Raw genomic sequence first — 22,443 nt, forward strand, 5'->3', positions numbered from 1 at the left:
CCCGTCAGCCGACGATGTGTTCCGGGCGGACCGGGACGCGCGGCAGGGGCCGGCCGGTGGCCGCGCGGATGGCCGCCACCACCGCCGGGGTCGACGAGATCGTCGGGGGTTCGCCGACGCCGCGCAGGCCGTACGGGGAGTGCGGGTCGGCGAGTTCGAGCACGTCCACGCGGGTCGGTGGCATGTCCAGGATGGTGGGGATCAGGTAGTCGGTGAACGACGGGTTGCGCACCAGGCCGTCGACGACCTGGATCTCCTCCATCAGGGCCAGGCCGATGCCCTGCGCGGTGCCGCCCTGGATCTGGCCCACCACGGCCTGCGGGTTGACGGCCTTGCCGACGTCCTGGGCGGTGGCGATCTCGACGACCTTGACCAGGCCCAGCTCCACGTCGACGTCGACGGTGGCGCGGTGGGCGGCGAAGGCGTACTGGACGTGGGCGTCGCCCTGGCCGGTCTCCGGGTCGAGGGGGGACGTGGGGCGGTGCCGGTACTCGGTGGTCTGCTCGATCGGGTCGTCGCCGACGACGTCGGCCAGGGACGCCACCACCGCGCCGGACGCGTCGAGCACGGCGCCGTCGCGCAACCGCCCCTCGGGGACCCCCGCGCGGGCGTACACGCGGTCGGCGACCAGGCGGCAGGCGGCGCGGACGGCGCCGCCGGTCATGTACGTCTGGCGCGACGCCGACGACGAGCCGGCGCTGCCGACGCGGGTGTCGGCGGTGGCGACGGTGACCTGGTCGACGCCCAGCTCGGTGCGGGCGATCTGCTGCTGGACGGTGACCAGGCCCTGGCCGACCTCGGCGGCGGCGGTGTGCACGAGCGCGACGGCCCGCCCGTTGATCACCTCCAGGCGGACGCGGGCGGTGGAGTAGTCGTCGAAGCCCTCGCTGAAGCAGACGTTCTTGATGCCGATGGCGTAGCCGACGCCGCGCACGACGCCCTCGCCGCGGGTGGTGTTGGCGACGCCGCCGGGCAGGAAGTCGGCGCCGGCGGGCGCGGGCGGCAGGTCGCGGACGCGGCGCAGCAGCTCGGCGACGGGCGCGGGGCCCTCGACGAGCTGGCCGGTGGGCATGAGCCCGCCGGTGGTGAGGGCGTTGCGGGCGCGCAGCTCGACGGGGTCCATGCCGAGGGCGGCGGCGAGGGCGTCCATCTGCGACTCGTACGCGAAGCAAGCCTGGACGGCGCCGAAGCCGCGCATGGCGCCGCAGGGCGGGTTGTTGGTGTAGACGCCGTAGGCGTCGATCGCCACGTTGGGCACGGTGTACGGCCCGACGCCGAGGGTGGCGGCGTTGGCGACGACGGCGGGCGTGCTGGAGGTGTACGCGCCGCCGTCGAGCACGATCCGGGCCCGCACGTAGACCAGCGTGCCGTCGGTGTCGGCGCCGTGCTCGTAGTGCAGCACGGCGGGGTGGCGGTGGACGTGGCCGAAGAACGACTCCTCACGGCTGTAGACCATCTTGACCGGGCGGCCGGTGCGCAGGGCCAGCATGCTGGCGTGCACCTGCATGGACAGGTCCTCGCGGGCGCCGAACGCGCCGCCGACGCCGGCGAGGGTGAGCCGCACCTTGTCGGCGGGCAGGCCGAGGCAGGCGGCGACCTGCTTCTGGTCGACGTGCAGCCACTGGGTGGCGATGTAGAGGTCGACGCCGCCGTCCTCGGCGGGCACGGCGAGGCCGGACTCGACGCCGAGGAACGCCTGGTCCTGCATGCCGATCTCGTAGCGGCCCGCGACGACGACGGGCGCGGTGGCGGCCGGGTCGCCGCGGCGCACCGGGACGTGCCGGGTGAGGTTGCCGGTGCCGAGCGGCTGGTCGGGGCCGGGCTCGCTGTGCCCGGCGCGCGGGTCGTCGTCGGCGTCCTCGTGCACCTGCGGCGCGCCGGGCGCCAGCGCGGCCTCCGGGTCGGTGACGGGCGCCAGCACCTCGTAGTCGACGGTGATCCGGGCGACGGCCCGGCGGGCGGTCTCGGGGTGGTCGGCGGCGACGATCGCGACGGGCTCGCCCTGGTAGCGCACGGAGCGCCCGGCCAGGACGGGCTGGTCGACGACCTCCAGGCCGTAGCGGCGCTCGCCGGGCACGTCGTCGGCGGTGAGGACGGCGTACACGCCGGGCAGGGCGAGGGCGGCGCCGATGTCGACGGACCGGATGAGCGCGCGCGGGTGCGGCGAGCGCAGGGTGGCGCCCCACAGCATGTCGTCGGCGTACAGGTCGGAGGAGAACGCGAACTCGCCGGTGACCTTGAGGGTGCCGTCGGGGCGCAGGGCGCTGTCGCCGACGCCGCCGCGGGTCGTGGACACGGTGGTCGTCATCGCGCCGCCTTCATGAGTTTGCGGTGGGCGCGCCGCGCCCCGCGGGCCAGGGCGTCGGCGTCGGCGGTGACCAGCGCGCCGCGTTCGACGACGGGGGCGCCGCCGACGAGCAGCAGCTCGACCGGGGCGGGCGGGCCGAGCACGAGCGCGGCGACCTTGTCGTCGATGCCCTCGTGGCCGAGGGTGTCGAGCCGCCACAGCGCCAGGTCGGCGAGCTTGCCGCGCTCGATGGAGCCGAGGTCGGCGTCGCGGCCGAGCAGGCGGGCGCCGCCGGCGGTGCCGAGCCGCAGCGCCTCGCGGGCGGTCAGCGCCGCGGGCCCGCCGCGCAGCCGGGCGGTGTAGAGGGCCTGGCGCAGCTCGCTGGAGAGCTGGTTGGCCTCCTGGGAGGCGGCGCCGTCGACGCCGAGGCCGACGGGCACCCGCGCGTCGAGCAGGTCGCGCAGGCGGGCCATGCCGGCGCCGAGCCGGGCGTTGGACGACGGGCAGTGCGCGACGCCGGTGCCGGTGGCTGCGAGCCGGGCGACGGCGGCGTCGTCGAGGTGCACCCCGTGGGCGAGCCACACGTCGTCGCCGAGCCAGCCGAGCCGTTCGGCGTACTCGGCGGGGGTGCAGCCGAACTGCTCGGCGCAGTAGTCGCTCTCGTCGGCGGTCTCGGCGAGGTGGGTGTGCAGCCGGACCCCGGTGCGGCGGGCCAGCTCGGCCGCCTCGGTCATGAGCCGCGGGGTGACGGAGAACGGCGAGCACGGCGCGACGCCGATCTGCAGCATGGCGTCCGGCGCGGGGTCGTGCCAGCGGCCGATCGCCGCCTCGGTGGCGGCCAGGGCGGCGTCGGTGTCCTCGACGATCCGGTCGGGCGGCAGCCCGCCGTCGCTCGCGCCGAGGTCCATCGAGCCGCGGCACGGGTGGAACCGCAGGCCGATCTGCCGCGCCGCCGCGATCTCCGCCTCCAGCACGTCGCCGCCGTCGTTCGGGAAGACGTAGTGGTGGTCGGTGCTGAGCGTGCAGCCGGACAGGGCCAGCCAGCCCAGCCCGGCGGCCGCCGCGGAGCCGACGACCTCGGCGTCGAGCCGGCCCCAGATCGGGTACAGCGCCTTCAGCCAGCCGAACAGGGTCTCGTCCTGGGCCAGGCCGCGGGTGGCCCACTGGTACAGGTGGTGGTGGGTGTTCACCAGGCCGGGGGTGAGCAGGCAGCCGGTGCCGTCGATGCGGCGCACCGGGCCCGGGAACCGTCCGGCGTGGCCGGAGCCGACCGCGCGGATGCGGCCGTCGTCGCCGACGACGACGTGGCCGTCGGCGTGCTCGGTGCCCGCGGCGTCCACCGTGGCGACGGCGCAGTTCTCGATGACGATCACGCGCGGCTCGCCGCCAGCCGGACCGCGTCGATGATTTTCTCGTAGCCGGTGCACCGGCACAGGTTGCCCGCGAGCGCCTCGCGGATCTCCGGGTCGGCGGGGTGCGGCACCCGGGCGAGCAGGTCGTGCACGGCGACGATCAGGCCGGGCGTGCAGAAGCCGCACTGCACGGCGCCGGTCTCCAGGAACGCCTGCTGCACCGGGTCCAGCGCCCCGGCGGCGGGCAGCCCCTCGACGGTGACGATCGCGGCGTCCTGCGCCTGGCCCGCGGCGACGAGGCAGGCGCACACCGGGGTGCCGTCGAGGTACACGGTGCAGGAGCCGCACTCGCCCTGCTCGCACGCATTTTTGGCGCCGGGCAGGCCGAGCCGCTCGCGCAGCACGTAGAGCAGGCTCTCGCCGGGCCAGACGTCGTCGGCCTCGCGCGGTTCGCCGTTGACGGTGCAGGTGACCCTCACGCGCGCCCCTTCCGGTAGTCGTCCCACGCCCAGGTCAGGGTGCGCCGGGCGAGCACGCCGAGGGCGTGCCGGCGGTACGCGGCCGTGCCGCGCACGTCGTCGATGGGCCGGGCGGCGGCCGCGACCAGCTCGCCGAAGCGCCGGACCAGGTCGTCGTCGAGCGGCCCGGCGGTGTCCCAGGGCAGCGGCAGGTCGTGCGCGGCGGTGGCGCGCAGCGGCGTCGGCCCGGCCGAGCCGATGCCGGTGCCGACGGTGCGCGCGACCGGGTCGAGGGCCACGGCGAACGAGCAGACGGCGATGACCATGGCGGTGCGGGTGCCGACCTTGGCGAACTGCTGCGGCCCGGGCGCGACCGGCAGCAGCACCGCGGTGACCAGCTCGTCGGCGGCCAGCACGCTGCGCTTGGGGCCGGTGAAGAACTCGGCCGCGGGCACCGTGCGGGTGCCGCGCACGGACGCCAGCTCGACCACCGCCCCGGCGGCCAGCAGCGGCGGGTGGGCGTCGCCGGCGGGCGACGCCGAGCCGAGGTTGCCGCCGAGCGTGCCGCGGTTGCGGATCTGCGGGGAGCCGATGGTGCGGGCCGCGAGCGCCAGGCCGGGCGCGCGGGCGGCGAGCTGGTCGATGATCTGCCGGTACGGCACGCCGGCGCCGATGCGCAGGTGCGCGCCGTCGGCGCCGAACGCGCGCAGCTCGCCGACCCGCGTGAGGTCGATCAGCGCGGGCGGGCGGCGCCGGTCGAAGTTCAGGTCGACCATGACGTCGGTGCCGCCCGCGATGGGCAGCGCGTCCGGGTGCGCCGCCTTGACGGCGAGCGCGTCGGCGAGGGTGCCGGGTGCGTGGAAATCCATCACCACCACTGTCCCGGTGCGGCGGCGACGTCGTCGCGGGTCACGGTGCCCTCGATGAGCCCGTACGGCCGGTCGGCGGCGACGAACACCTCGTTGGGGTTGTCCAGGCCGAACGGCGCCAGGTCGACCAGCAGGTGGTGCCGGTTCGGCAGGGCGAGGCGGATCTCGGCGACCTCGGGCCGCCGCTTCAGCACCCGGGTGCCCATGGCCATGAGGGTCTGCTGCAACGAGTACGAGTAGGTGTCCACGAACGCCTCCACCAGCGCGTCGCGCACCCCGGCCCAGGACGCCGCCCAGTCGGCGTCGTCCCCCAGGTGCCGCCAGCGGGCGTCCACGGCGGTGGCGAGCACCCGGTCGGTGGTCTCGGGCAGGGTCGTGTACCGCTCGCGCGGGAAGCCGTGGAACTCCGAGTCGGTGGTGTTGAGCAGCACCAGGCCGGTCACCCCGGACACCACCGTCACGCCGTCGCCGTCCGCGGTGACCCGGCAGGTGCGGGTGTGCCCGCCGTCGCGCTGGAACGAGTGGGGGCCGAGCCGGGTCCAGCCGTACTGCTCGATCGCGACGGTGGCCGCCGTGATGGTGGGCAGGGCGCCGGTGAAGTGGCGGGCGAGGCGCGCCGCGAACGCCTCCGGCTCGCCGACGCCGTGCTCGCGGGCGAACGCGTACACCGTGTTCTTCTGGCTGTCGGTGGCGAGCACCCCGGCGTTGTCGCCGGTCAGGTGGGTGGCGGCGAGGTCGCCCGACAGGCTGGTGCTGACGTTCAGGTCGGTCAGGGCGTGCCGGCCGGGCCCGCGGGCGACGTGCACGAGCCGGGTCTCGGCCTTGCCGTAGCGGTTGGGCCCGAGCACGATCGCCATTGTCAACTCCCGCGGTAGGTGGTGTAGCCGTACGGGCTGAGCAGCAGCGGCACGTGGTAGTCGCGGCTGGTGTCGGTGAGCTGGAACGCGACGATGATCTCGGGGAAGAACGCGCCGCCGCCCAGGTACGGCTCCACGTAGAACACCAGCCGGTAGCCGCCGGCCTGCCAGCTGCGCATGGGCACGCTGTGCGCGACCCGGCCGTCGGCGTCGGTGTGCCCCTCGGACAGCTGCCGCCAGCCGGTGGAGTCGCGCCGCTCCAGCCGCACGTACACGTCGGCGGCGGGCGCGCCGCGCACCGTGTCCAGCACGTGGGTGGACACGGTCACGACGTGCCCGGTGGTCCCGTCACCGCTCATCGATGAGCCTCTCCAGCCGCAGCAGTGCGATCTTGCGCAGTTCGCCGGCGACGACGGCGCGCTCGGTGCGCTCGTCGTTGCCGAGCCGCTCCCGGGCGGCGGCGAGCAGCTCGTCCGCCGTGCGCCCGGAGGCGAAGATCAGGAAGACCCGGCCGAACTTCTCCTCGTACGCCCGGTTGGCCTCGGCCAGCGCGGCGGCCATGGCGGCGCCGGCGTCCGCCGCCCCCTGCTCGCGGCGCGACCAGGCGGCCTCGCGGGAGTCGCCGGCGGGGCGCTCGCCGATGCGCGGGTGCGCGGCCAGGGCCTGCTCGACGTCCGCCCAGCTCAGGTCGCGCGCGGCGGCGTCGGCCGCGGCGAGCAGGGCCGCCGTCGACGGGTACGGGCGGCCCGCGGCGACGGCGGCGGCCCAGGCGGGCGCGGCGCAGCACGCCAGCAGCTCCCGCTCGGCGTGCTCGGCCGGCAGCCCGTTGAACGCCTCCAGCAACCCGCGTCACCCCCTCGTGACCGCCCTGCGCGCCCTGCCAGTCAAGCAGCGGTGCGCGCCCGGTGCACGGGTTTGCGCACGAATTAACGACGGCGCGACGTATCGGCCGCCGATCGCCGATGTTGATAGGTTCGCGGGGTGGGTCGGGTCCTGGTCACCGGCGCCGCCGGGCTGATCGGCCGGGCGGTGCTCGACCGACTGTCCGGCACCGAGGTCACCGCGCTGGTGCGCGAACCGGCGGAGCTGCCGGCCGGCCGGGTGGTGGTGGGCGACGCCGCCGACCCGGCGGTGGTGGCCGACGCGCTCGACGGCGTCGACCGGGTGATCCACCTGGCGGCGATCCCGGCGCCGATCGGCGTGGAGCCGGTCGAGCTGTTCGCGACGAACACCCAGGCCACGTTCGCGGTGCTCGACGGCGCCGGCCGGGCCGGGGTGCGCGCGGCGGCGATCGCGTCGAGCTACGCGATCAGCGGGCTGCCGTTCGCGACCCGGCCGCTGCGGATGCCGTACCTGCCGGTCGACGCGGCGCTGCCGCTGCAGGCCACCGACCCGTACGCGCTGGCGAAGCGGGCCGACGAGCTGACGGCCGACATGGTCCACCGCACCTACGGGACGACGGTGGTGGCGCTGCGCCTGCCGTTCGTCGGCACCGTGGACGACCGGCTGCCGGCGATGGCCCGGCGGTACGCGGCCGACCCGGCGAGCGGCGCGTCCGACGTGTGGAGCTACCTGGACGCCCGCGACGCCGCCGACGCCCTGGTCCGCGCGCTGACCCCGGCCGAGCCGGGCTGCCACGTCGTCTACGTGGCGGCCCCCGACACACTGACCGACCGGCCCACCGACGAGCTGCTCGACGCGTTCCATCCGGACGTGCCGCGCCCGCATTTCCCGGGCCGTGCCGTGCCGATCGACCTGGACCCCGCCCGTGACCTGCTCGGCTTCACCGCCGCGCACCCCTACCCCGTGGAGGGCACCCGATGATCGACGAGGCGCAGGCGCCCTGGCCCGCCCGCGACGGGCTGCGCATCACCGGGGTGCGCACCGTCGTCACCGCGCCCGAGGGCGTCAACCTCGTCGTCGTCCGGGTCGACACCAACGAGCCCGGCCTGTACGGGCTGGGCTGCGCCACGTTCACCCAGCGCTTCGCCGCCGTCGTCGCCGCCGTCGAGGAGCACGTGGCGCCGCTGCTGATCGGGCGCTCCCCCGCCGACATCTCCGACATCGCCCGGCTGGTGCACTTCTCGTCGTACTGGCGGCACGGGCCCGTGCTCAACAGCGCCCTGTCCGGCGTGGACATGGCGCTGTGGGACATCGCCGGCAAGCGCGCGCAGATGCCCGTGTACGAGCTGCTCGGCGGCCGGGTGCGCGGCGCGGTGCCGGTCTACCTGCACGCGTCCGGTGCCACCATCGGCGACACCCTGGACGCCGCCGCCGCGCTGGTCGAGGCCGGCTACCGGCACGTGCGGCTGCAGACCGGCGGGCCCGGCCTCGGCACGTACGGCGCGCCGGGCACCGCCGGCGCGTACCCCGGCGCGCCCTACCCGGACGGCTGGGACGTCGGGGTGTACCTGCGCCAGACGCCGAAGCTGTTCGCGGCCGCCCGCGACCGGTTCGGCGACGACGTCGAGCTGCTGCACGACGTGCACAGCCGGCTCACCCCGAAGCAGGCCGTCGTGCTGGCCCGCGCGCTGGAGCCGTACCAGCTGTTCTTCCTGGAGGACCCGATCGCGCCGGAGCACTACGACCGGCTGCCCGAGGTGCGGGCCGCGTCGCCCGTGCCGCTGGCGGTGGGCGAGCTGGCCGGCTCGGTGCCCGACGCGGCCCGGCTCATCACCGGCGGCGGCGTCGACCTGATCCGGCTGCACGTGTCCGCCGTCGGCGGCCTCACCCCGGCCCGCAAGCTCACCGGCCTGTGCGAGCTGACCGGGGTGCAGACGGCGTGGCACGCCCCCGCTGACGTGTCCCCCGTCGGCGCCGCCTGCAACCTGGCGCTCGACCTGAGCAGCCCCGCGTTCGGCATCCAGGAGGGCACCGTCTACTCCGAGGCGGTGCACGAGATGTTCCCCGGCACGCCGCTCATCGAGGCCGGCTACGCGTACGCCTCCGACGCGCCCGGCTGGGGCGTCGACCTCGACGAGAAGCTGGCGGCCGCGCACCCGCCCGTGTTCCACGCCCACGAGCGCTGGACCGCCCGGGTGCGCCGGCCCGACGGCGGCATCGAGGCGCCGTGACCTGGGCCGAGCTGGTGACCACGCTGACCGCGCTGCCCGGGGTCACCCCGCCCGGCGCCGGCCGCGCCTTCGGGGCGTCCGCGCTGAAGGTGCACGGCCGGATCTTCGCGATGGAGATGCCCGGCGGGCTCACCGTCAAGCTGCCCGCCGACCGGGTCCGCGAGCTGATCGCGTCCGGCGCCGGCGAGCCGTTCGCGTCCGGCCGCGGCGCCCCCATGCGCGAGTGGGTCACCGTCGCCGACCCGCGGACGTGGGAACCGCTCGCCCGCGAGGCGGCCGCGTTCGTCGGCGGCCGCTGATGTTCCGCCCCGTCTTCCTGTCCCACGTCAACGACCCGGACACCACGCCGCTGTTCCCGGGCGACCCGCCGTTCACGCTGACCGCCGTGCACGCCGAGGGCTACTACCTGCAGCGCGTCGACCAGGGCGAGCACACCGGCACCCACTGGGGCGCACCCGTCCACTTCGACCCGGACGGCCGCGCCGCCGACCAGCTCGACGCCACCGACCTGTGCCGCCCGGCCGTCGTCGTCGACGTGCGCGAGCAGGCCGCCGCCGACCCCGACCACGCGGTGACCGTCGCCGAACTCCAGGCGTTCGAGGTGTCCCACGGCCGCATCCCCGACGGCGCGGCGGTGCTGCTGTGGACCGGCTGGGACACCCGCTGGGGCACGCCCGCGTACGCCAACGCCGACGCGTCCGGCACGCCGCACCAGCCCGGCTTCAGCGTCGCCGCGGTGCGCTGGCTGCTGGACACCGGCCGACTGGGCCGGCAGGGCGCCCTGGGCACCGACACGTTCGGCCCCGACCCGGGCGCCGACCCGACGTACGCGGTGTCCCGGCTCCTCTACGGCGAACACCGGATCACCCTGGAGAACCTGGCCCACCTGGACCGGATGCCGCCGGCGGGGGCGTGGGTGCTGGCTGGCGGGGTCCGCAACCGCGGCGGCAGCGGCAGCCCCGCCACCGTCTACGGCCTCATCCCCGACCGCGCCTGACCCGCGGTGCCCCGCAGTCGCACGGCGACGCCGGGCGAACGACCCACCCGGGTCCGGCCGGACGTCGGTTCGGCGGTGACCGGCCAGGGCGCACCATGGGCACATGACGACGGAAGCGAGTCCCGCGGGCAGCGCCGATGGCCGGCCGTGACCGCGTCGTCGCCGTCACCGGGGCCACCGGCCGCCAGGGCGGCGCCGTCGCGCGGCACCTGCTGACCGGCGGGTGGCGGGTGCGGGCGCTGACCCGCCGGCCGGACGGGCCGGCGGCCCGCGCCCTCGGCGTGCTGGGCGCCGAGGTGGTACGCGCCGACATGACGGCCCCCGCGGACCTGGTGGCCGCGTTCCGCGGCGCGTACGGCCTGTACAGCGTGCAGAACTTCCTGCCGGGCGGCACGGAGGCCGAGATCACCCAGGGCCTGAACGTGGCGGACGCCGCCGGGGCGACCGGCGTGGAACACGTGGTGTACGGCTCCGCCGGCACGGGCGCGGCGGACACCGGCATCGGCTCGTGGAACTCCAAGCTCGTCGTGCAGGCGCACATCCGGGCACTGGGGCTGCCGTTGACCGTGCTGCGGCCGATGGCCTTCATGGAGCTGATGACCGACCGGGACTTCGTCCCGCCGGTGTCGACGTGGTCGCTGATGCCGAAGCTGATGGGTCCCGACCGGCCGGTCGGCTGGATCTGCGCGGACGACCTCGGCGCGATCGCCGCCCGCGTCTTCGCCGAGCCCGACCGGTTCGCCGGCGCCGACCTGGCCCTCGCCGCGGACGTCCGGTCGATCTCACAGTGCCGCGAGATCTGGCGTGACCTGCACGGCCGCCCGCCGCGCCGCGTCCCCATGCCGGCGTGGATGTTCCGGCGCATCGTCGGCCCGGACCTGATCACGATGTGGCGGTGGCTGCGGACGGCACAGTTCGACATCGACCCGGAGCCGACCCGCGAACTGCTTCCGGCGGCTCTGACGGTACGTCAGTGGCTGACCCGGCGGCTGGTCCGCAGCGCAGGCGGACGGTCACGGTAGGTTGTCCGGGTGGCGGGGCTGGGAGCGGTACGGGTCGAGATCTGGACCGACGGCGCGTGCAGCGGCAACCCGGGCCCCGGCGGGTGGGGCGCCCTGCTGCGCTACGGCGACGTCGAGAAGGAGTTGTGCGGCGGCGAGTCGTCCCCCACGACGAACAACCGGATGGAACTCACCGCCCCCATCCGGGCGCTGACCGCCCTGACCCGGGCGTCCGTCGTGGACCTGTACACCGACAGCACCTACGTCCGCAACGGCATCATGTCGTGGGTGGCGAACTGGAAACGCAACGGCTGGCGCACCCGGGACGGCCAGCCGGTCAAGAACGAGGACCTGTGGCGCGACCTCGACGCCGCCGTCGCCCGCCACGACGAGGTCGCCTGGCACTGGGTGAAGGGCCACGCCGGCCACGTCGAGAACGAACGCGCCGACCGGCTCGCCGCCCGGGGCCAACGGGAGGCCATGGAAGCCGCGGGCATCCCGGTCCCGCCGCCGCCGAAAGCGCAGCGCCGAGCCGCACGGCCGGCCACGGTGGCCGGCGACGGGGCTAGATGCCGGGCCACGACGAAGCTCGGGAAGCCGTGCCCGATCACCGCCCGGCCGTCCGGCTTCTGCCACGTCCACGACCCCGCCGTCCTCTGCGGCGCCCCGACCCGGCGCGGCACCCGGTGCGGCGTCGCCACCGGCGGCGGCCGCTGCCCCGCCCACGCCTGACGACGGCCGATCACGCGAGTTTCGTCCACTCCCCCTCGGACACCACCTCGACCGAGCCGCCAACGACCGCGATGGCCGTCTGCTCGTCGATCGCGTACGCCGGCACACCGACATCGGCAGCCCACCGCTGCGCATCCGCCATCGTGTTCGTCGGGAACAGGTTCAGGTGCGGGAAGATCGCGAAGTCGACGACGCCCAGCGTGCGATCGTCCGGCGCCGACGGCCACTCGACGAAGTAGTCCCCGATCCGCGGCGCCATCACCATGCTCCCGGCGCTCACCCCCACCCACACCGTGTCGGGCAGCGACGGCAGCAGCTCGGCCAGCCCCGACTCCCGCATCCAATGACACAGGTACGTCGCGTCACCACCGTCGACCAGCAGCACGTCGGCCTCCCGCACCCAGGGCACCCACCGCTGCGCACCGATGGTGGGCAGCGCCGTCAGCTCCAGGACACCGAGCGACGCCCAGCCCAGCCCGGACAGGTACCGCCAGTTGTCCTCGGGCTCGGCGGCGACGAAGCCCCGCACCGACGCCGGACCGCACATCGGATGACCCCACTGGGCGGTCGGCACACAGAGGGCGCGGCACTCCTCGATCGGCTTGCCGAGCAGCCGCACGAGCGCCGCACGGATGCTCGGATTCGTGACACCACCGGACGTGAGCAACAGCTTCACGATGCCTCCGCAATCGTCACCGGCGACCAAGGGCCGCGCCGGCACCAATCCTGCTTCGTCCACACGGGTACGCGGCCACGGCGCGCGGGACCGGCGCTGGTCGTGAGGTGCGGCGGGCTGTAGGACTCGACAGCGCAAACCGTGGCGGCGGTGACATCGACACCGACGGCTGCGCCTCCCTGACCTTCACATCCACAGCACGCCATCGTCCTCGTGCTCGCGGACGCGAAACGCGATCATCCGGCGCAACACATCGCCCGGCACAGGTTGGCCGTAGGGCAGTTTGACCGTGCCCTTACCGGTGGCGAAGCCGGCGAGCTCGGCATCGAACGCCTCGCGAGTGCTGGGCGTGAACGCGACGCCGGCGTGTCCAGCGTGACCACTGACCATGAAGAGGATCGTTCCGGAGGGGTGCACCCACGCCGGATAACCCCACTTGATCGCCTCGCTCGCCTCCGGAACCGCCTCGTGGGCCAGTGCCCGCAGCTGCTCGAGCAGCTCGCGGCCCGGTCCGGTGAAGCCGTCGATGTACTCGTCGACCGTCTGAGGCCTGGCCATGGCGCCAGTGTGGCACGCTCTGCCCGGCTCAGCGCCCGCAGTGAGCGAGGCGTGCCGGGTTCACCTGCTGTTTCAGCTCACCGGTCGACGGTCTCGACGGACATCCGGATCTCGGCAGAGTCGGACGTCTGGGAGCCTGGCCGAACGCGCGCGTCGCGGCGGCCAGATGTACCTGGCCGGCGCCGGTCTTGCCAGAGGCTGTCTCGGCCATCCCGGCCGCACGTTCGGCTTCAGCCGGGTCGAGATCGGCGAGGTGGAGCACAACCCGCGCGCATGCCGAGGCGTGGTCGACGCGGCGGCACTGTTGCGCGAGGACACCGATGCTCGATCCCGCACTCTCCCACCCGGACGAATACGCAACCCTCACGTTGTGCCATTCACTTGCGGGGGCGGGACGGCTACGGAAAGCTGTCCCGATGCCAGCTGAGTACACCCAAGGTGACCAGTTCCGTGGTGCCCGCATCCATCTGTGCGACCTCTCTGATCTCGAGATTCGCGATTGCGACGTCACCGGTCTGAAGATTGTGGACTGCTATGGGGGTGACGTCTCCCTTGGTGGCGGCTTCGAGCGTGTCGTTGTCAATGACGTCGACGTGACCGCCTACGTCGAGGCCGAGCTCGATCGGCTGCATCCCAACCGGGTGCTGGCCCGTGAGGCAACGTCCGTCGCCGAATACCGGGCCGCTTGGGATGCCATCGAGAAGCAATGGCGGGAGACGCTTGACCGTGCCAGGCGCCTACCGGAGGCGAAGCTGCAGGAGCGAATCGACGGCGAGTGGTCGTTCGTCGAAACGCAGCGGCATCTGCTGATGGCCGGCGATGCCTGGATCGGCAACGCCGTGCTCGAGGAGGATGCGCCGTACCACCCGTTGGGCCTTCCTGGCGGCGGCACGCCGGCCGAAGCATCGGCGAAGCTCCTCGGGCTCACCCTCGACGCCATCCCGACGCTCGACGAGGTACTCGCGCCGCGGCTCGCCCGCATGGCCACGGTGCGCCGGGTCGTCGACGAGCTCACCGAGGCCGAGCTGGACCGGGTCTGTGGTCGCAAGCCGGCCGACCACTACCCGGACAAGGACTACGTCGTACGCCGCTGCCTCAGCGTCGTGCTCAAGGAAGAGGCCGAGCATCACCGGTACGCGGTGCGCGACCTCACCGTGCTCGAGGCCGAACCTGGATGAGCGAAAACGTGGGGAGGTAGCCGGCGGTTCATTCACCTGCCTTCAGCCGGAATGCGAGGCGGCGGGGCGCCTGTACGCGATAGCTGTCCGTCACCAGCTCGGCAACCTCGACCCAGTCCGTGTCGTCGTCCAGCACCATTCCCACGACATTGAAACCCCAGTCGGCCCGGAAGAACGGAGGGCCGGCATGCGCCAGCGCGGCCAACTCTCCGGGCGGCGCCCGGAAGGTCATCAGGATGGCCGGATCGTCCAGATCGATGTACGCCGACCGCCTCTCGTCGGTGGTGTAGACGTGCAGGAACGTCCGCCGGCGAATCCGCCACCGCAGGCCGATCCACGCCGGCTCCTCGTACGCCTCGGGCAGTTCCCCGCAGATCACCCGAAGCCGGCCCACAACGGCGGGTGGAACGTCCGCGATGTCGCTCATCTGTACCTCCCGCGCCCATCCTCCCCGCCGGGTACGACATGCATGCTGGGGATGAATGTTGGGGCTCAAGCGTTGCGAGGCTGAACCCGACACGGGCTGCTCGGGCCCGGGCTCGGCTCAGGCGGGCTCGGTGGCCGGCGCGGCCGCCGGCGAAGGCGCCGGAACCGGCGCGATCGGCGCGGGCCCGCGGTCCACCGGCCGAGGCGCCCCGAACAGGTAGCCCTGCCCCAGGTCGAGCCCGAGCCGGGCCAGCGCCCCCGCCTGGTCCTCCCGCTCGATCCCCTCGGCCACGACCGCCACCCGCAGTTCGGCGCAGATCGCGACGACGGAGCGGACCAGGGCGCCCGCCCGGTCCGGCTCCCGTTCGACCGCGGTCAGCGAGGCGTCGAGCTTGACGATGTCGACCGGGAGGGCGTGCAGCTGGGCGAGGGCGTTGAAGCCGCTGCCGAAGTCGTCCAGGGCCAGGCGGACGCCGAGAGCGCGCAGGCGGGTCGCGGCGGCCGCGGCGGCGGTCAGGTCGTGGATGCGGCGGGTTTCGGTGATCTCCAGGACGAGCCGGTGGGGGTCGAGGGCGTGCCGGCGCAGGGCGGCCGCGACGGCGCGTTCCAGTTCCGGTTCGCCGAGGCGGCCCGCGGACACGTTGACGTGCAGGTCGACCGGGGTGCCGTGGCGTTCGGCCAGCAGGGGCGCGTCGGCGCAGGCCCGGTCCAGGACGAAGTCGTCGATGGCGGCGACCATGCCGGTGCGTTCGGCCACGATCACGAAGACGTCGGGGTCGATGACGCCGGCCACCGGGTCGCGCCAGCGGGCCAGTGCCTCGACCGCCACCGTCGCGCCGTCGGTCAGCCGCACCACCGGCTGGTAGTGGACCTCGAAGCCCGACGACGCCGGGGTGTCGGCGAGGGCGCGGGCGAGCAGCAGCGGCAGGTCGAGGTCGGTGCGGCCGCCGCCGGCGTAGCGGACCAGCGCGCCCTTGCCGCGGCGCTTGCCCGCGTACATGGCGGTGTCGGCGCGGCGCATCAGCGCGTCGGCGGACAGGCCGTCGCCGTCGCCGTCGTCGGGGATGACCAGGCCGACGCTGGCGCCGACCGTCACAACCCTGGACTCGATGGCGAACGGTTCGCGCAGCGCCGCCAGGATGCGCTGGCCCACCGGTTCCACGTCGGCGGCCTGGCCCTCGATGAGGATCGCGAACTCGTCGCCGCCGAGCCGGGCCACCAGGTCGTCGCGGCGCACGCAGCCGAGCAGCCGGTCGCCGACCTCGCGCAGCAGCCGGTCGCCCGCGGCGTGCCCGAGCTGGTCGTTGACCTGCTTGAAGTCGTCCAGGTCGACGAAGAGCACCGCGACGGGCAGCCGCTGGCGGCGGTGCCGCTCGACCGCGTGGGCCAGCCGGTCCTTGAACAGGGTGCGGTTCGCCAGCCCGGTCAGCGGGTCGTGGTGCGCCTGGTGCATGAAGCGCAGCCGGCCCTCGGCCAGCCGGGCGAGCAGCGTGCTGTGGTCCACGATCGTCAGCCACTGCCGGGCCACGACCAGACCCAGGCCCAACCATCCCAGGTACGCCTCGAACGCCGTCAGCGGCCGCCCGGCGAACGCCCGCACCGCGATGAACGCGCCCGTGGCGGCCACCGGCACGTACGGCAGCAGCAGCGCCGCCGCGTGGGTGCGGGCGGGCGGGCCGTCGGCGCCCTCGGGCAGCCGCACCGCCACGGCCAGCAGCGCCACGGCGGCGACCGCCAGGGCGGTGCCGGCCGGGCCGGGGCCGCCCGCGGCCAGTTCGCGCACCCGCACCAGGTCGGCGCCGGCGAGGGCGAGGAACCCGGCGCCGAGCAGCGCCAGGTTGCGCCGCAGCGGCGGCGGGGTGGGCCGGGTCAGCAGGAGCAGCAGCACCATGACCACGAGGAAGACCCCGAGCACCGGGTACGCCACCGCCGGTCCCGCCTCGGCGAGGTGCGGGCGGAGCAGCGCCGACCACGTCAGCGCCAGCAGCGACCCGGAGACCAGCAGGGTGTCCAGCACCAGCACGACCCGCTCGCGCCGCGGCGAGCCGCCCGGCTGGCGGTGCGCCCGGCCGACGATCGCCAGCAGGGCCAGCAGCGCGCACACCGGCAGCGCCAGCCGGCCCACGTCGGCGGCGGACGGGACGTGGTCGCCGCCCGGGTCGGCCAGGTCGTAGCCGAGGGCGACGGCCTGCCCCGCGGACCAGGCGGCCAGTCCCCCCAGGATCAGCCGGCGCCACACGTCGCCGGGGCCGGGGCGCGAGCGGGTGGCCTGCCAGCAGGCCGCGGCGGCGCCGAGCCCTGCGGCGAGCTGCACGCCACCGTCCAGGACGACCGTCATCACCCACCCACCGTGCGCCGGCGGCCGCACCCGCGCGGCCGTGCGTAACCTACCGCAGCGCCGGCCCGGCCGGCGTATCGGGATTCGGTCGATCCGCAGGTCGCGGGCGTTCTGGCGGGTTACGTCACCCGTCGATCACATCGGCCAGGATGACCGTGATGTTGTCGGGCCCGCCGCCGCGCAGCGCCAGATCGAGCAGCCGCGCTGCGCACGCCTCGGTGTCGGCGTGCTCACGCATCGTGTCGGCGATGCTGTCGGCGGAGACGACCGTGGTGAGGCCGTCGCTGCACAGCAGCCAGCGGTCGCCGGGCCGGGGCGGCACCACCAGGTAGGCCGGGGTGACCGGCTCGCCCTGCAGCGCCTGGGTCACCACCGCGCGCCGCGGGTGGCTGTTCGCCTCCTCGGGCTGGATGACGCCCTGGTCGACGAGCATCTGCACGTACGTGTCGTCCTTGGTCAGCTGGTTCAGCGTGCCGTCGCGCAGCAGGTACGCCCGCGAGTCGCCGACGTGCGCCAGCGCGGCCTGCGTGCCGTTGAAGTGCACCACCGTCAGCGTCGTGCCCATGCCCTGCAGCGCCGCGTCGCCCGCCACCAGCTCGGCGATCCGGCCGTTCGCCGTCTCCAGCGCCTTGTGCAGCGCCTCCATCTGGTGGTCGTCGTCGACCTGCACGTCGAGCGGCGCCAGCGACTCGATGACGATGCGGCTCGCCACGTCGCCCGCGGCCATGCCCCCCATGCCGTCCGCCACCGCCAGCAGGCGCGGCCCGGCGTACAGGCAGTCCTGGTTTCCGCTGCGGACCAGACCACGGTCGGTGCGGGCGGCCCAGCGAAGGTGCAAGGTCATGGCGTGCAGCTTTCCAGGTTCCGCGCACGGTGTCTGCACGCGGTCGGACATCGACGGGTCGCCGTGCTCAACTCGGCACTCCCGGCGCAGGTCACGGGCGGTGTCACGGGCGGTGTCACGGGGTCAGCGGGCGGCCGAGGCAGCGGGGATCGGCCGGTTCGGGGCGCCGCGCCGGGGCGATCCACTCCAGCGCCGACTGCTCGACGTGCCAGCCGCGCACCCGCACCGCCGCGGCGGGCGCCTGCGCGCGTTCCGGGCACAGCGTCTTGGAGCGCACCTCGCCGTTCGGCAGGAACCGCACCCGCCCGGCCCGGTCCAGCAGCGTCGTGGTGGTGTCGTCCACGGTGACGATGTGGCCGTTCAGGACAGCCGGCGGGCCGCCGGGCCGGTCCAGCTCGACGGCGGCGCTGGGCAGGATCGGCGCGCGCAGGAACACCGCCCCGATCGCGAACGGCGCCAGCAGCGCCGCCCCCACCGCCGGCCAGTGCGTGGCCAGCCGCGCCGACCGCGCCGGCACCGGCCCGGTCAGCAGCAGCGCCAGCGCGGGCGGCACGGCCAGCAGCACCGCGGTGCTCCACTCCCGCTCCCGCAGGGCCGCGACGACGCCCGGCCCCACCCAGGCGTAGACGAGCAGCGCCGCCGCGGCCGGCACCGCCACCGTCAGCACGACCAGCACCAGCCGCTCGTCGCGGTGCCGCTGCCACGCCGTCAGCCCGATGATCGCCACCAGCAGCATGACCAGCGCCGGCAGGAACCGCAGCTGCCACGTCAGCGCCGCCAGCAGCGCCGCGAGCACCACCACCCAGTCCGGCATCCGCAACGCCGTCACCGCCAGCAGGCTGCGCCCGGCGTCCAGCGGGTCGCGGGCGCTGACCAGCAGCAGCCCGCCGAGCGCGCGCAGCGGCAGCACCACCGCGGGCACCGTCCAGATGAGCGTGATGACCAGCGCGCTGATCAGCCCGAACGGGCTCACGTACTGCACCAGCAGCAGCATCGTCGGCAGGTCCTGCCGGCTCAGGTACCACAGCCGCAGCGCCAGCAGGATCAGCGGGAACGCCGGCAGGACGGAGAGCAGCCAGTTCTGCTGCGCCCGGCTCCGCCTCACCCGACCCGCTCCCACGGCCACTGCCGCACCGCGACCTCGCCGACGGTGGGCTGCTGGTCCACCGCGATCGAGGCGGTGTCGTCGGCGGTCTGCTCACGCCGCAGGTGCCGGTCGTAGGCCTCTTCCCAGCGGGCGTCGCCGGCGTCGTTGCGGCTGCGGTACAGCGCCAGGTCCACCAGGTCACGCAGGGCCTCGTTCTCGCCCACGTTGACCCCCCACGCCTCGATCGCGTCGAGCCCGATGTCATGGTGGGTGTACTTGCCGGGGTCGCGGTGCACGAAGCCGGCCAGGATCGCCGCGTCGGTGCTGACCGCCTCCACGTCGCCCGCGTCGAGCGCCCGGAAGCACTCGCTGATCCGCTTGCGGCTGATCACCTGCGCGCCCGCCCGCTGCGCCGGCCCCTCGCTGGTGGCCGTGGCCAGGCTGCACACCTTGCGCCCGCGCAGGTCCTCCAGGGTGGCGACCGGGGCGTGCGCCTTCAGCGTCACCACCGACTGCTCGGTGTAGAGGTACGGCGCAGAGAAGGTCACGCCCGCGGTGGCCTCCCGCTCGGGGGTGATGCTGTAGCTGGCGATCACCAGGTCGACGCCGATGCGGCGCCGGTCGGTGCCGACGGCCTGCATGCGGGCGCGGTCCTCGCTCTCGATCGCCAGGAACCGGACCTCGCTGCGCCGGAAGTCCAGCTCCTCGGCGATGAGGTGGGCGATGTCGATGTCGAAACCGGCCCACGTGCCGTCGGGCCGGTACTCGGCGACGCCGGGCTGGTCGTCCTTGACGCCGACCAGCAGTTCGCGCTTGCCGTCCAGGCCGGCCCGGTCGCGTAGGTCGTCAACGGTGGGCGGGCCGGACAGGATCACCACGACGTACGCGACGACGAGGGCCAGCAGCAGCGTGACCGCGACGGCGACCAGCCGGACCGCCATGGCCCGGCCGGAGCCGAGCGGGCCGGGGCCGGTGCCGGGCTCGTCGGTGCCCGTTGCCCGCTCGACCATGTGCCGCCCCTCCCCCGCGCGCCGGGGCCCGTGCCCCGGCGCGCCCCATCGTGCACCATGGACTCCGGCCCGGCCTAGGGCACCGGGTCGGCCGTCCCCCGGGGGACGCCGTGGCGGCACCGGCGCAGCCGCGCCGCCGCGAGCCGGCCGCCGGCGCCCATGCCGTGGCGCTGCACCGCCTCGAGGCCGTACGCGCTGCACGACGGGGTGTACGGGCAGGACACGGGCAGCCGGTGCGACACCCGCCGGCGGTAGAACCGGATCGCCCCCGCACCGAACCGGTCGGCCCGCGGCGCGAGCACCGCCACCGCCGTGAGCGCCGTCGACAGCAGGCCGAGGTCGCAGCAGGGCAGGTCGCAGCCGTCGCAGCCGTCGCAGTCGCAGCCGTCGTACCAGTGGTCCTTCTTCTTCTTCTTGTTCTTGTGTTTGCGCACGTGCATGCCGGGATTGTGCCACCGGCCGAACAGCCCACCGTCCAGATCGGAACGTCCGGCGCGGCGCGCCGGGGGTGATGGCACGATGGTCGCCATGACCACGGATGGTTTCGCGGCCCGTCAGGCCGCGCAGGCGGCCGCGTTCGACGCGATCGGCGCCCGCTACGACGACGTGTTCCCGCACAAGGACGGCCAGCGGGACCTCACCGACCGGCTCCTGGCGGAGCTGAAGCCGGGCGCCGCGGTGCTCGACCTCGGCTGCGGCACGGGGCTGCCCACGGCCCGCCGGCTCGCCGACGCCGGGTGCGCCGTCACCGCCGCGGACATCTCGCCGGTGATGGTCGACCTGGCCCGCGCGAACGTCCCGGAGGCCACCGTCGTGGTCCACGACGCCGTCGACGTGTCCGCGCTGGGCGTGTTCGACGCGATCGTGGCGTACTTCTCGCTGCTGATGCTGCCGCGCGCCGAGATCGCCGGGACGCTGGCGGAGCTGCGGGCCGCCCTGCACCCGGACGGGCTGCTGGCGCTCGGCATGGTGGAGGCGGACATGGACGACGTGGAGGTGCCGTTCCTTGGCCGGCCGGTGCGGGTCAGCGGCTTCCCGCGCGACGAGCTGCGCCGGGTCGTGACGGGCGCCGGCTTCGCCGTGCTCGCCGAGGACGTCCGCTCGTACGCGCCCGCGCACCCCGCCGCCCCGCCGGAGGTTCAGCTGTTCGTGCTGGCCAGGCGCGTTTGACCTCCATCACACGCAGGGTTGGCGCGCGTCACAATCCGTGGCGGCGCGGCCGCCGGACGCGCACCATCGCAGGATGACCGAGTCGCTCGACGCCGCCGACCTGGCCCGCCAGGTCACCTTCGTGGTGACGCTGCTGGCGCTGCTCGTCGGCCACCAGGTCGGCGACCACGTCCTGCAGAGCGACCGGCAGGCCGCCGAGAAGTGCGGCCCGGGCCGGGCCGCCCTGCGCGCCATGGCCGGGCACCTGCTCGCCTACCACCTGGCGGTCGGCGCGGTGCTGGCCGTGGTGGCGTTCGTGCTGCACCTGCCGCTGAGCGTGCCGGGGGTGGTAGCGGGCCTGGCCTTCTCCGCGGTGACGCACGGCCTGCTCGACCGGCGGCACCTGGTGCGCGTGGTGCTGCAGCGCACCGGGTCGCCGCGGTTCGCCGAGCAGACCACGCCGGTGTGCGGCATGTACGTGGCCGACCAGGCCCTGCACTGGCTGTGCCTGCTGATCTCCGCCCTGCTCATCGCCACCCTGTAGGGCCCGCTCAGCGCAGCTGCGGCAGCACCTCCGCGGCGAACGTCTCGATGAACGGGGTCAGGTCCTGCCCGACGTGGTGCAGGTAGATGTGGTCGAAGCCGAGGTCGGCGTACTCGCGCAGCAGCGCGGTGTGCCGGCCCAGGTCGGACGACACGTTGACCGACGAGCGGACCTGGTCGATCGTCACGTTCTCGCTGATCACGTCGAACGCCTCGGCGGTGTCGAGGTCCCAGCAGACCGGCGGCGGGAAGACGTTGCTGCGCCACTGCTCGAGGGCGATCCGCTCGGCGTCCTCGGCGTCGGGGGCCCAGCTGAGGTGCACCTGCAGGGCGAGCGGCCCGGCGCCGCCGGCGTCCCGGTAGGCGCCGATCATCGCCTTGAGGTGATCGACGGGGGCGTTCACGGTGGCCAGGCCGTCGGCCCAGGAGGCGCACCAGCGGGCGGTCTCCACGCTGACGGCGGCGCCGATGAGGGCGGGCGTGGTCTGCGGGCGGGTCCACAGCTTGGCGCGGTCGACGGTGACCAGGCCGTCGTGGCTGACCTCCTCGCCGGCGAGCAGCGCCCGGATGATCTGGACGCACTCCAGCAGGCGGGCGTTGCGGACCTCCTTGCGGGGCCAGCGCTCGCCGGTGATGTGCTCGTTGCTGAACTCCCCGGTGCCCAGGGCGACCCAGAAGCGGCCCTCGTACATGGCGCCCAGCGTGCTGATGGCCTGGGCGATGATCGCCGGGTGGTAGCGCTGGCCGGGCGCGTTCACGACCCCGAAGGGCAGGTTCGTGGCCTGCAGCGCGGCGCCGAGCCACGACCAGGCGAACGCGGACTGCCCCTGCCGGGCGCTCCACGGCGAGAAGTGGTCGGAGCACATGGCCCGGGTGAAGCCGGCCCGCTCGGCGGCCGTGACCGCCTCGAGGAGGGCGGAGGGGTGGATCTGCTCGTGGGAGGCGTGGATGCCGTACTCCGTCATGGGGGTCCCGTTACCCGCGCGGCGTGCCGGGTACGCGCCCTG

Annotated in this window: 24 protein-coding genes and 1 pseudogene; 9 read left to right on the forward strand and 16 right to left on the reverse strand. The window is 74.7% G+C overall.

The window, feature by feature from the left end; genetic code table 11:
• Nucleotides 1-4 precede the first annotated feature (4 nt).
• The 7 genes from pucD to uraD are packed head-to-tail and all read right to left on the reverse strand — an operon-like array spanning nucleotide 5 to nucleotide 6,666.
• Entirely contained in the window at nucleotides 5-2,308 is a 2,304-nt protein-coding gene (gene pucD / locus Sya03_RS22865; protein ID WP_203940427.1) for a xanthine dehydrogenase subunit D, read from the reverse strand.
• Complete coding sequence (locus Sya03_RS22870) at nucleotides 2,305-3,660, reverse strand: 8-oxoguanine deaminase (protein WP_203940428.1); 1,356 nt, start codon at nucleotides 3,658-3,660, stop codon at nucleotides 2,305-2,307. The genes pucD and Sya03_RS22870 overlap by 4 nt, the downstream gene beginning before the upstream one ends.
• On the reverse strand, nucleotides 3,657-4,118 hold the full coding sequence (locus Sya03_RS22875) for a (2Fe-2S)-binding protein (protein WP_203940429.1): 462 nt from the start codon (nucleotides 4,116-4,118) through the stop codon (nucleotides 3,657-3,659). The genes Sya03_RS22870 and Sya03_RS22875 overlap by 4 nt, the downstream gene beginning before the upstream one ends.
• Nucleotides 4,115-4,966 carry an FAD binding domain-containing protein gene (locus Sya03_RS22880; protein ID WP_203940430.1) on the reverse strand — a complete coding sequence of 284 codons (852 nt, stop codon included), beginning with the start codon at nucleotides 4,964-4,966 and terminating at the stop codon, nucleotides 4,115-4,117. Before Sya03_RS22880 ends, Sya03_RS22875 begins: the two co-directional genes overlap by 4 nt.
• Nucleotides 4,966-5,823: a factor-independent urate hydroxylase gene (pucL, locus tag Sya03_RS22885; RefSeq protein ID WP_203940431.1), complete on the reverse strand. Its 858-nt coding sequence runs from the start codon at nucleotides 5,821-5,823 to the stop codon at nucleotides 4,966-4,968. Before pucL ends, Sya03_RS22880 begins: the two co-directional genes overlap by 1 nt.
• 2 nt (nucleotides 5,824-5,825) lie before the next feature.
• Nucleotides 5,826-6,182, reverse strand: a complete 357-nt coding sequence (gene uraH, locus Sya03_RS22890; RefSeq protein ID WP_203940432.1) for a hydroxyisourate hydrolase — start codon at nucleotides 6,180-6,182, stop codon at nucleotides 5,826-5,828.
• Nucleotides 6,172-6,666: a 2-oxo-4-hydroxy-4-carboxy-5-ureidoimidazoline decarboxylase gene (gene uraD, locus Sya03_RS22895; RefSeq protein ID WP_239107781.1), complete on the reverse strand. Its 495-nt coding sequence runs from the start codon at nucleotides 6,664-6,666 to the stop codon at nucleotides 6,172-6,174. Before uraD ends, uraH begins: the two co-directional genes overlap by 11 nt.
• Before the next feature lie 138 nt (nucleotides 6,667-6,804).
• Here uraD and Sya03_RS22900 point away from each other — a divergent pair, with 138 nt between their 5' ends.
• From Sya03_RS22900 to rnhA, 6 genes and pseudogenes are all read left to right on the forward strand, one after another.
• On the forward strand, nucleotides 6,805-7,647 hold the full coding sequence (locus Sya03_RS22900; protein WP_203940433.1) for an NAD-dependent epimerase/dehydratase family protein: 843 nt from the start codon (nucleotides 6,805-6,807) through the stop codon (nucleotides 7,645-7,647).
• The gene (locus Sya03_RS22905; RefSeq protein WP_203940434.1) at nucleotides 7,644-8,897 is read left to right on the forward strand and encodes an enolase C-terminal domain-like protein; all 1,254 of its coding nucleotides are present in this window, start codon (nucleotides 7,644-7,646) and stop codon (nucleotides 8,895-8,897) included. Before Sya03_RS22900 ends, Sya03_RS22905 begins: the two co-directional genes overlap by 4 nt.
• Complete coding sequence (locus Sya03_RS22910) at nucleotides 8,894-9,196, forward strand: MmcQ/YjbR family DNA-binding protein (protein WP_203940435.1); 303 nt, start codon at nucleotides 8,894-8,896, stop codon at nucleotides 9,194-9,196. Before Sya03_RS22905 ends, Sya03_RS22910 begins: the two co-directional genes overlap by 4 nt.
• Nucleotides 9,196-9,894: a cyclase family protein gene (locus Sya03_RS22915; protein ID WP_203940436.1), complete on the forward strand. Its 699-nt coding sequence runs from the start codon at nucleotides 9,196-9,198 to the stop codon at nucleotides 9,892-9,894. The genes Sya03_RS22910 and Sya03_RS22915 overlap by 1 nt, the downstream gene beginning before the upstream one ends.
• Before the next feature lie 137 nt (nucleotides 9,895-10,031).
• The gene (locus tag Sya03_RS22920; RefSeq protein ID WP_203940437.1) at nucleotides 10,032-10,916 is read left to right on the forward strand and encodes an NmrA/HSCARG family protein; all 885 of its coding nucleotides are present in this window, start codon (nucleotides 10,032-10,034) and stop codon (nucleotides 10,914-10,916) included.
• Nucleotides 10,917-10,925: 9 nt separating this feature from the next.
• Nucleotides 10,926-11,378, forward strand: a pseudogene (rnhA, locus tag Sya03_RS31200) (ribonuclease HI); the annotation flags it as partial.
• A gap of 259 nt (nucleotides 11,379-11,637) precedes the next feature.
• Here the strand turns inward: rnhA and Sya03_RS22930 are convergent.
• Together Sya03_RS22930 and Sya03_RS22935 are read right to left on the reverse strand one after the other, a co-directional pair.
• A complete protein-coding gene (locus Sya03_RS22930; protein ID WP_203940570.1) occupies nucleotides 11,638-12,303 on the reverse strand; it encodes a Type 1 glutamine amidotransferase-like domain-containing protein in 666 nt (221 codons plus the stop codon).
• A gap of 186 nt (nucleotides 12,304-12,489) precedes the next feature.
• Entirely contained in the window at nucleotides 12,490-12,861 is a 372-nt protein-coding gene (locus Sya03_RS22935; RefSeq protein ID WP_203940439.1) for an iron chaperone, read from the reverse strand.
• Between the two features lie 416 nt (nucleotides 12,862-13,277).
• On the opposite strand from Sya03_RS22935, the gene Sya03_RS22940 reads away from it, so the two are divergent.
• Nucleotides 13,278-14,039, forward strand: coding sequence for a DinB family protein (locus tag Sya03_RS22940; protein ID WP_203940440.1), 762 nt, complete (start codon nucleotides 13,278-13,280; stop codon nucleotides 14,037-14,039).
• A 28-nt stretch (nucleotides 14,040-14,067) separates the two neighbouring features.
• On the opposite strand, the gene Sya03_RS22945 is transcribed toward Sya03_RS22940, so the two are convergent.
• From Sya03_RS22945 to yidD, 6 genes are all read right to left on the reverse strand, one after another.
• The gene (locus Sya03_RS22945; protein ID WP_203940441.1) at nucleotides 14,068-14,466 is read right to left on the reverse strand and encodes an MmcQ/YjbR family DNA-binding protein; all 399 of its coding nucleotides are present in this window, start codon (nucleotides 14,464-14,466) and stop codon (nucleotides 14,068-14,070) included.
• Between the two features lie 117 nt (nucleotides 14,467-14,583).
• Complete coding sequence (locus tag Sya03_RS22950; RefSeq protein WP_203940442.1) at nucleotides 14,584-16,803, reverse strand: putative bifunctional diguanylate cyclase/phosphodiesterase; 2,220 nt, start codon at nucleotides 16,801-16,803, stop codon at nucleotides 14,584-14,586.
• A 124-nt stretch (nucleotides 16,804-16,927) separates the two neighbouring features.
• On the reverse strand, nucleotides 16,928-17,647 hold the full coding sequence (locus Sya03_RS22955) for a PP2C family protein-serine/threonine phosphatase (protein ID WP_203940443.1): 720 nt from the start codon (nucleotides 17,645-17,647) through the stop codon (nucleotides 16,928-16,930).
• 115 nt (nucleotides 17,648-17,762) lie between these two features.
• Nucleotides 17,763-18,752, reverse strand: a complete 990-nt coding sequence (locus Sya03_RS22960; RefSeq protein ID WP_239107782.1) for a hypothetical protein — start codon at nucleotides 18,750-18,752, stop codon at nucleotides 17,763-17,765.
• Entirely contained in the window at nucleotides 18,749-19,744 is a 996-nt protein-coding gene (locus Sya03_RS22965) for a transporter substrate-binding domain-containing protein (RefSeq protein WP_203940445.1), read from the reverse strand. Before Sya03_RS22965 ends, Sya03_RS22960 begins: the two co-directional genes overlap by 4 nt.
• A gap of 74 nt (nucleotides 19,745-19,818) precedes the next feature.
• A complete protein-coding gene (gene yidD / locus Sya03_RS22970) occupies nucleotides 19,819-20,184 on the reverse strand; it encodes a membrane protein insertion efficiency factor YidD (RefSeq protein WP_203940446.1) in 366 nt (121 codons plus the stop codon).
• Nucleotides 20,185-20,272: 88 nt separating this feature from the next.
• Here yidD and Sya03_RS22975 point away from each other — a divergent pair, with 88 nt between their 5' ends.
• Together Sya03_RS22975 and Sya03_RS22980 are read left to right on the forward strand one after the other, a co-directional pair.
• On the forward strand, nucleotides 20,273-20,914 hold the full coding sequence (locus tag Sya03_RS22975; protein WP_203940447.1) for a class I SAM-dependent methyltransferase: 642 nt from the start codon (nucleotides 20,273-20,275) through the stop codon (nucleotides 20,912-20,914).
• Nucleotides 20,915-20,987: 73 nt separating this feature from the next.
• Entirely contained in the window at nucleotides 20,988-21,437 is a 450-nt protein-coding gene (locus Sya03_RS22980) for a DUF3307 domain-containing protein (protein ID WP_203940448.1), read from the forward strand.
• 7 nt (nucleotides 21,438-21,444) lie between these two features.
• On the opposite strand, the gene Sya03_RS22985 is transcribed toward Sya03_RS22980, so the two are convergent.
• Nucleotides 21,445-22,401: a TIGR03885 family FMN-dependent LLM class oxidoreductase gene (locus Sya03_RS22985; RefSeq protein WP_203940449.1), complete on the reverse strand. Its 957-nt coding sequence runs from the start codon at nucleotides 22,399-22,401 to the stop codon at nucleotides 21,445-21,447.
• Nucleotides 22,402-22,443: the final 42 nt, after the last annotated feature.

This window comes from Spirilliplanes yamanashiensis (assembly GCF_016863475.1).
Taxonomy (GTDB): Bacteria; Actinomycetota; Actinomycetes; order Mycobacteriales; family Micromonosporaceae; genus Spirilliplanes; species Spirilliplanes yamanashiensis.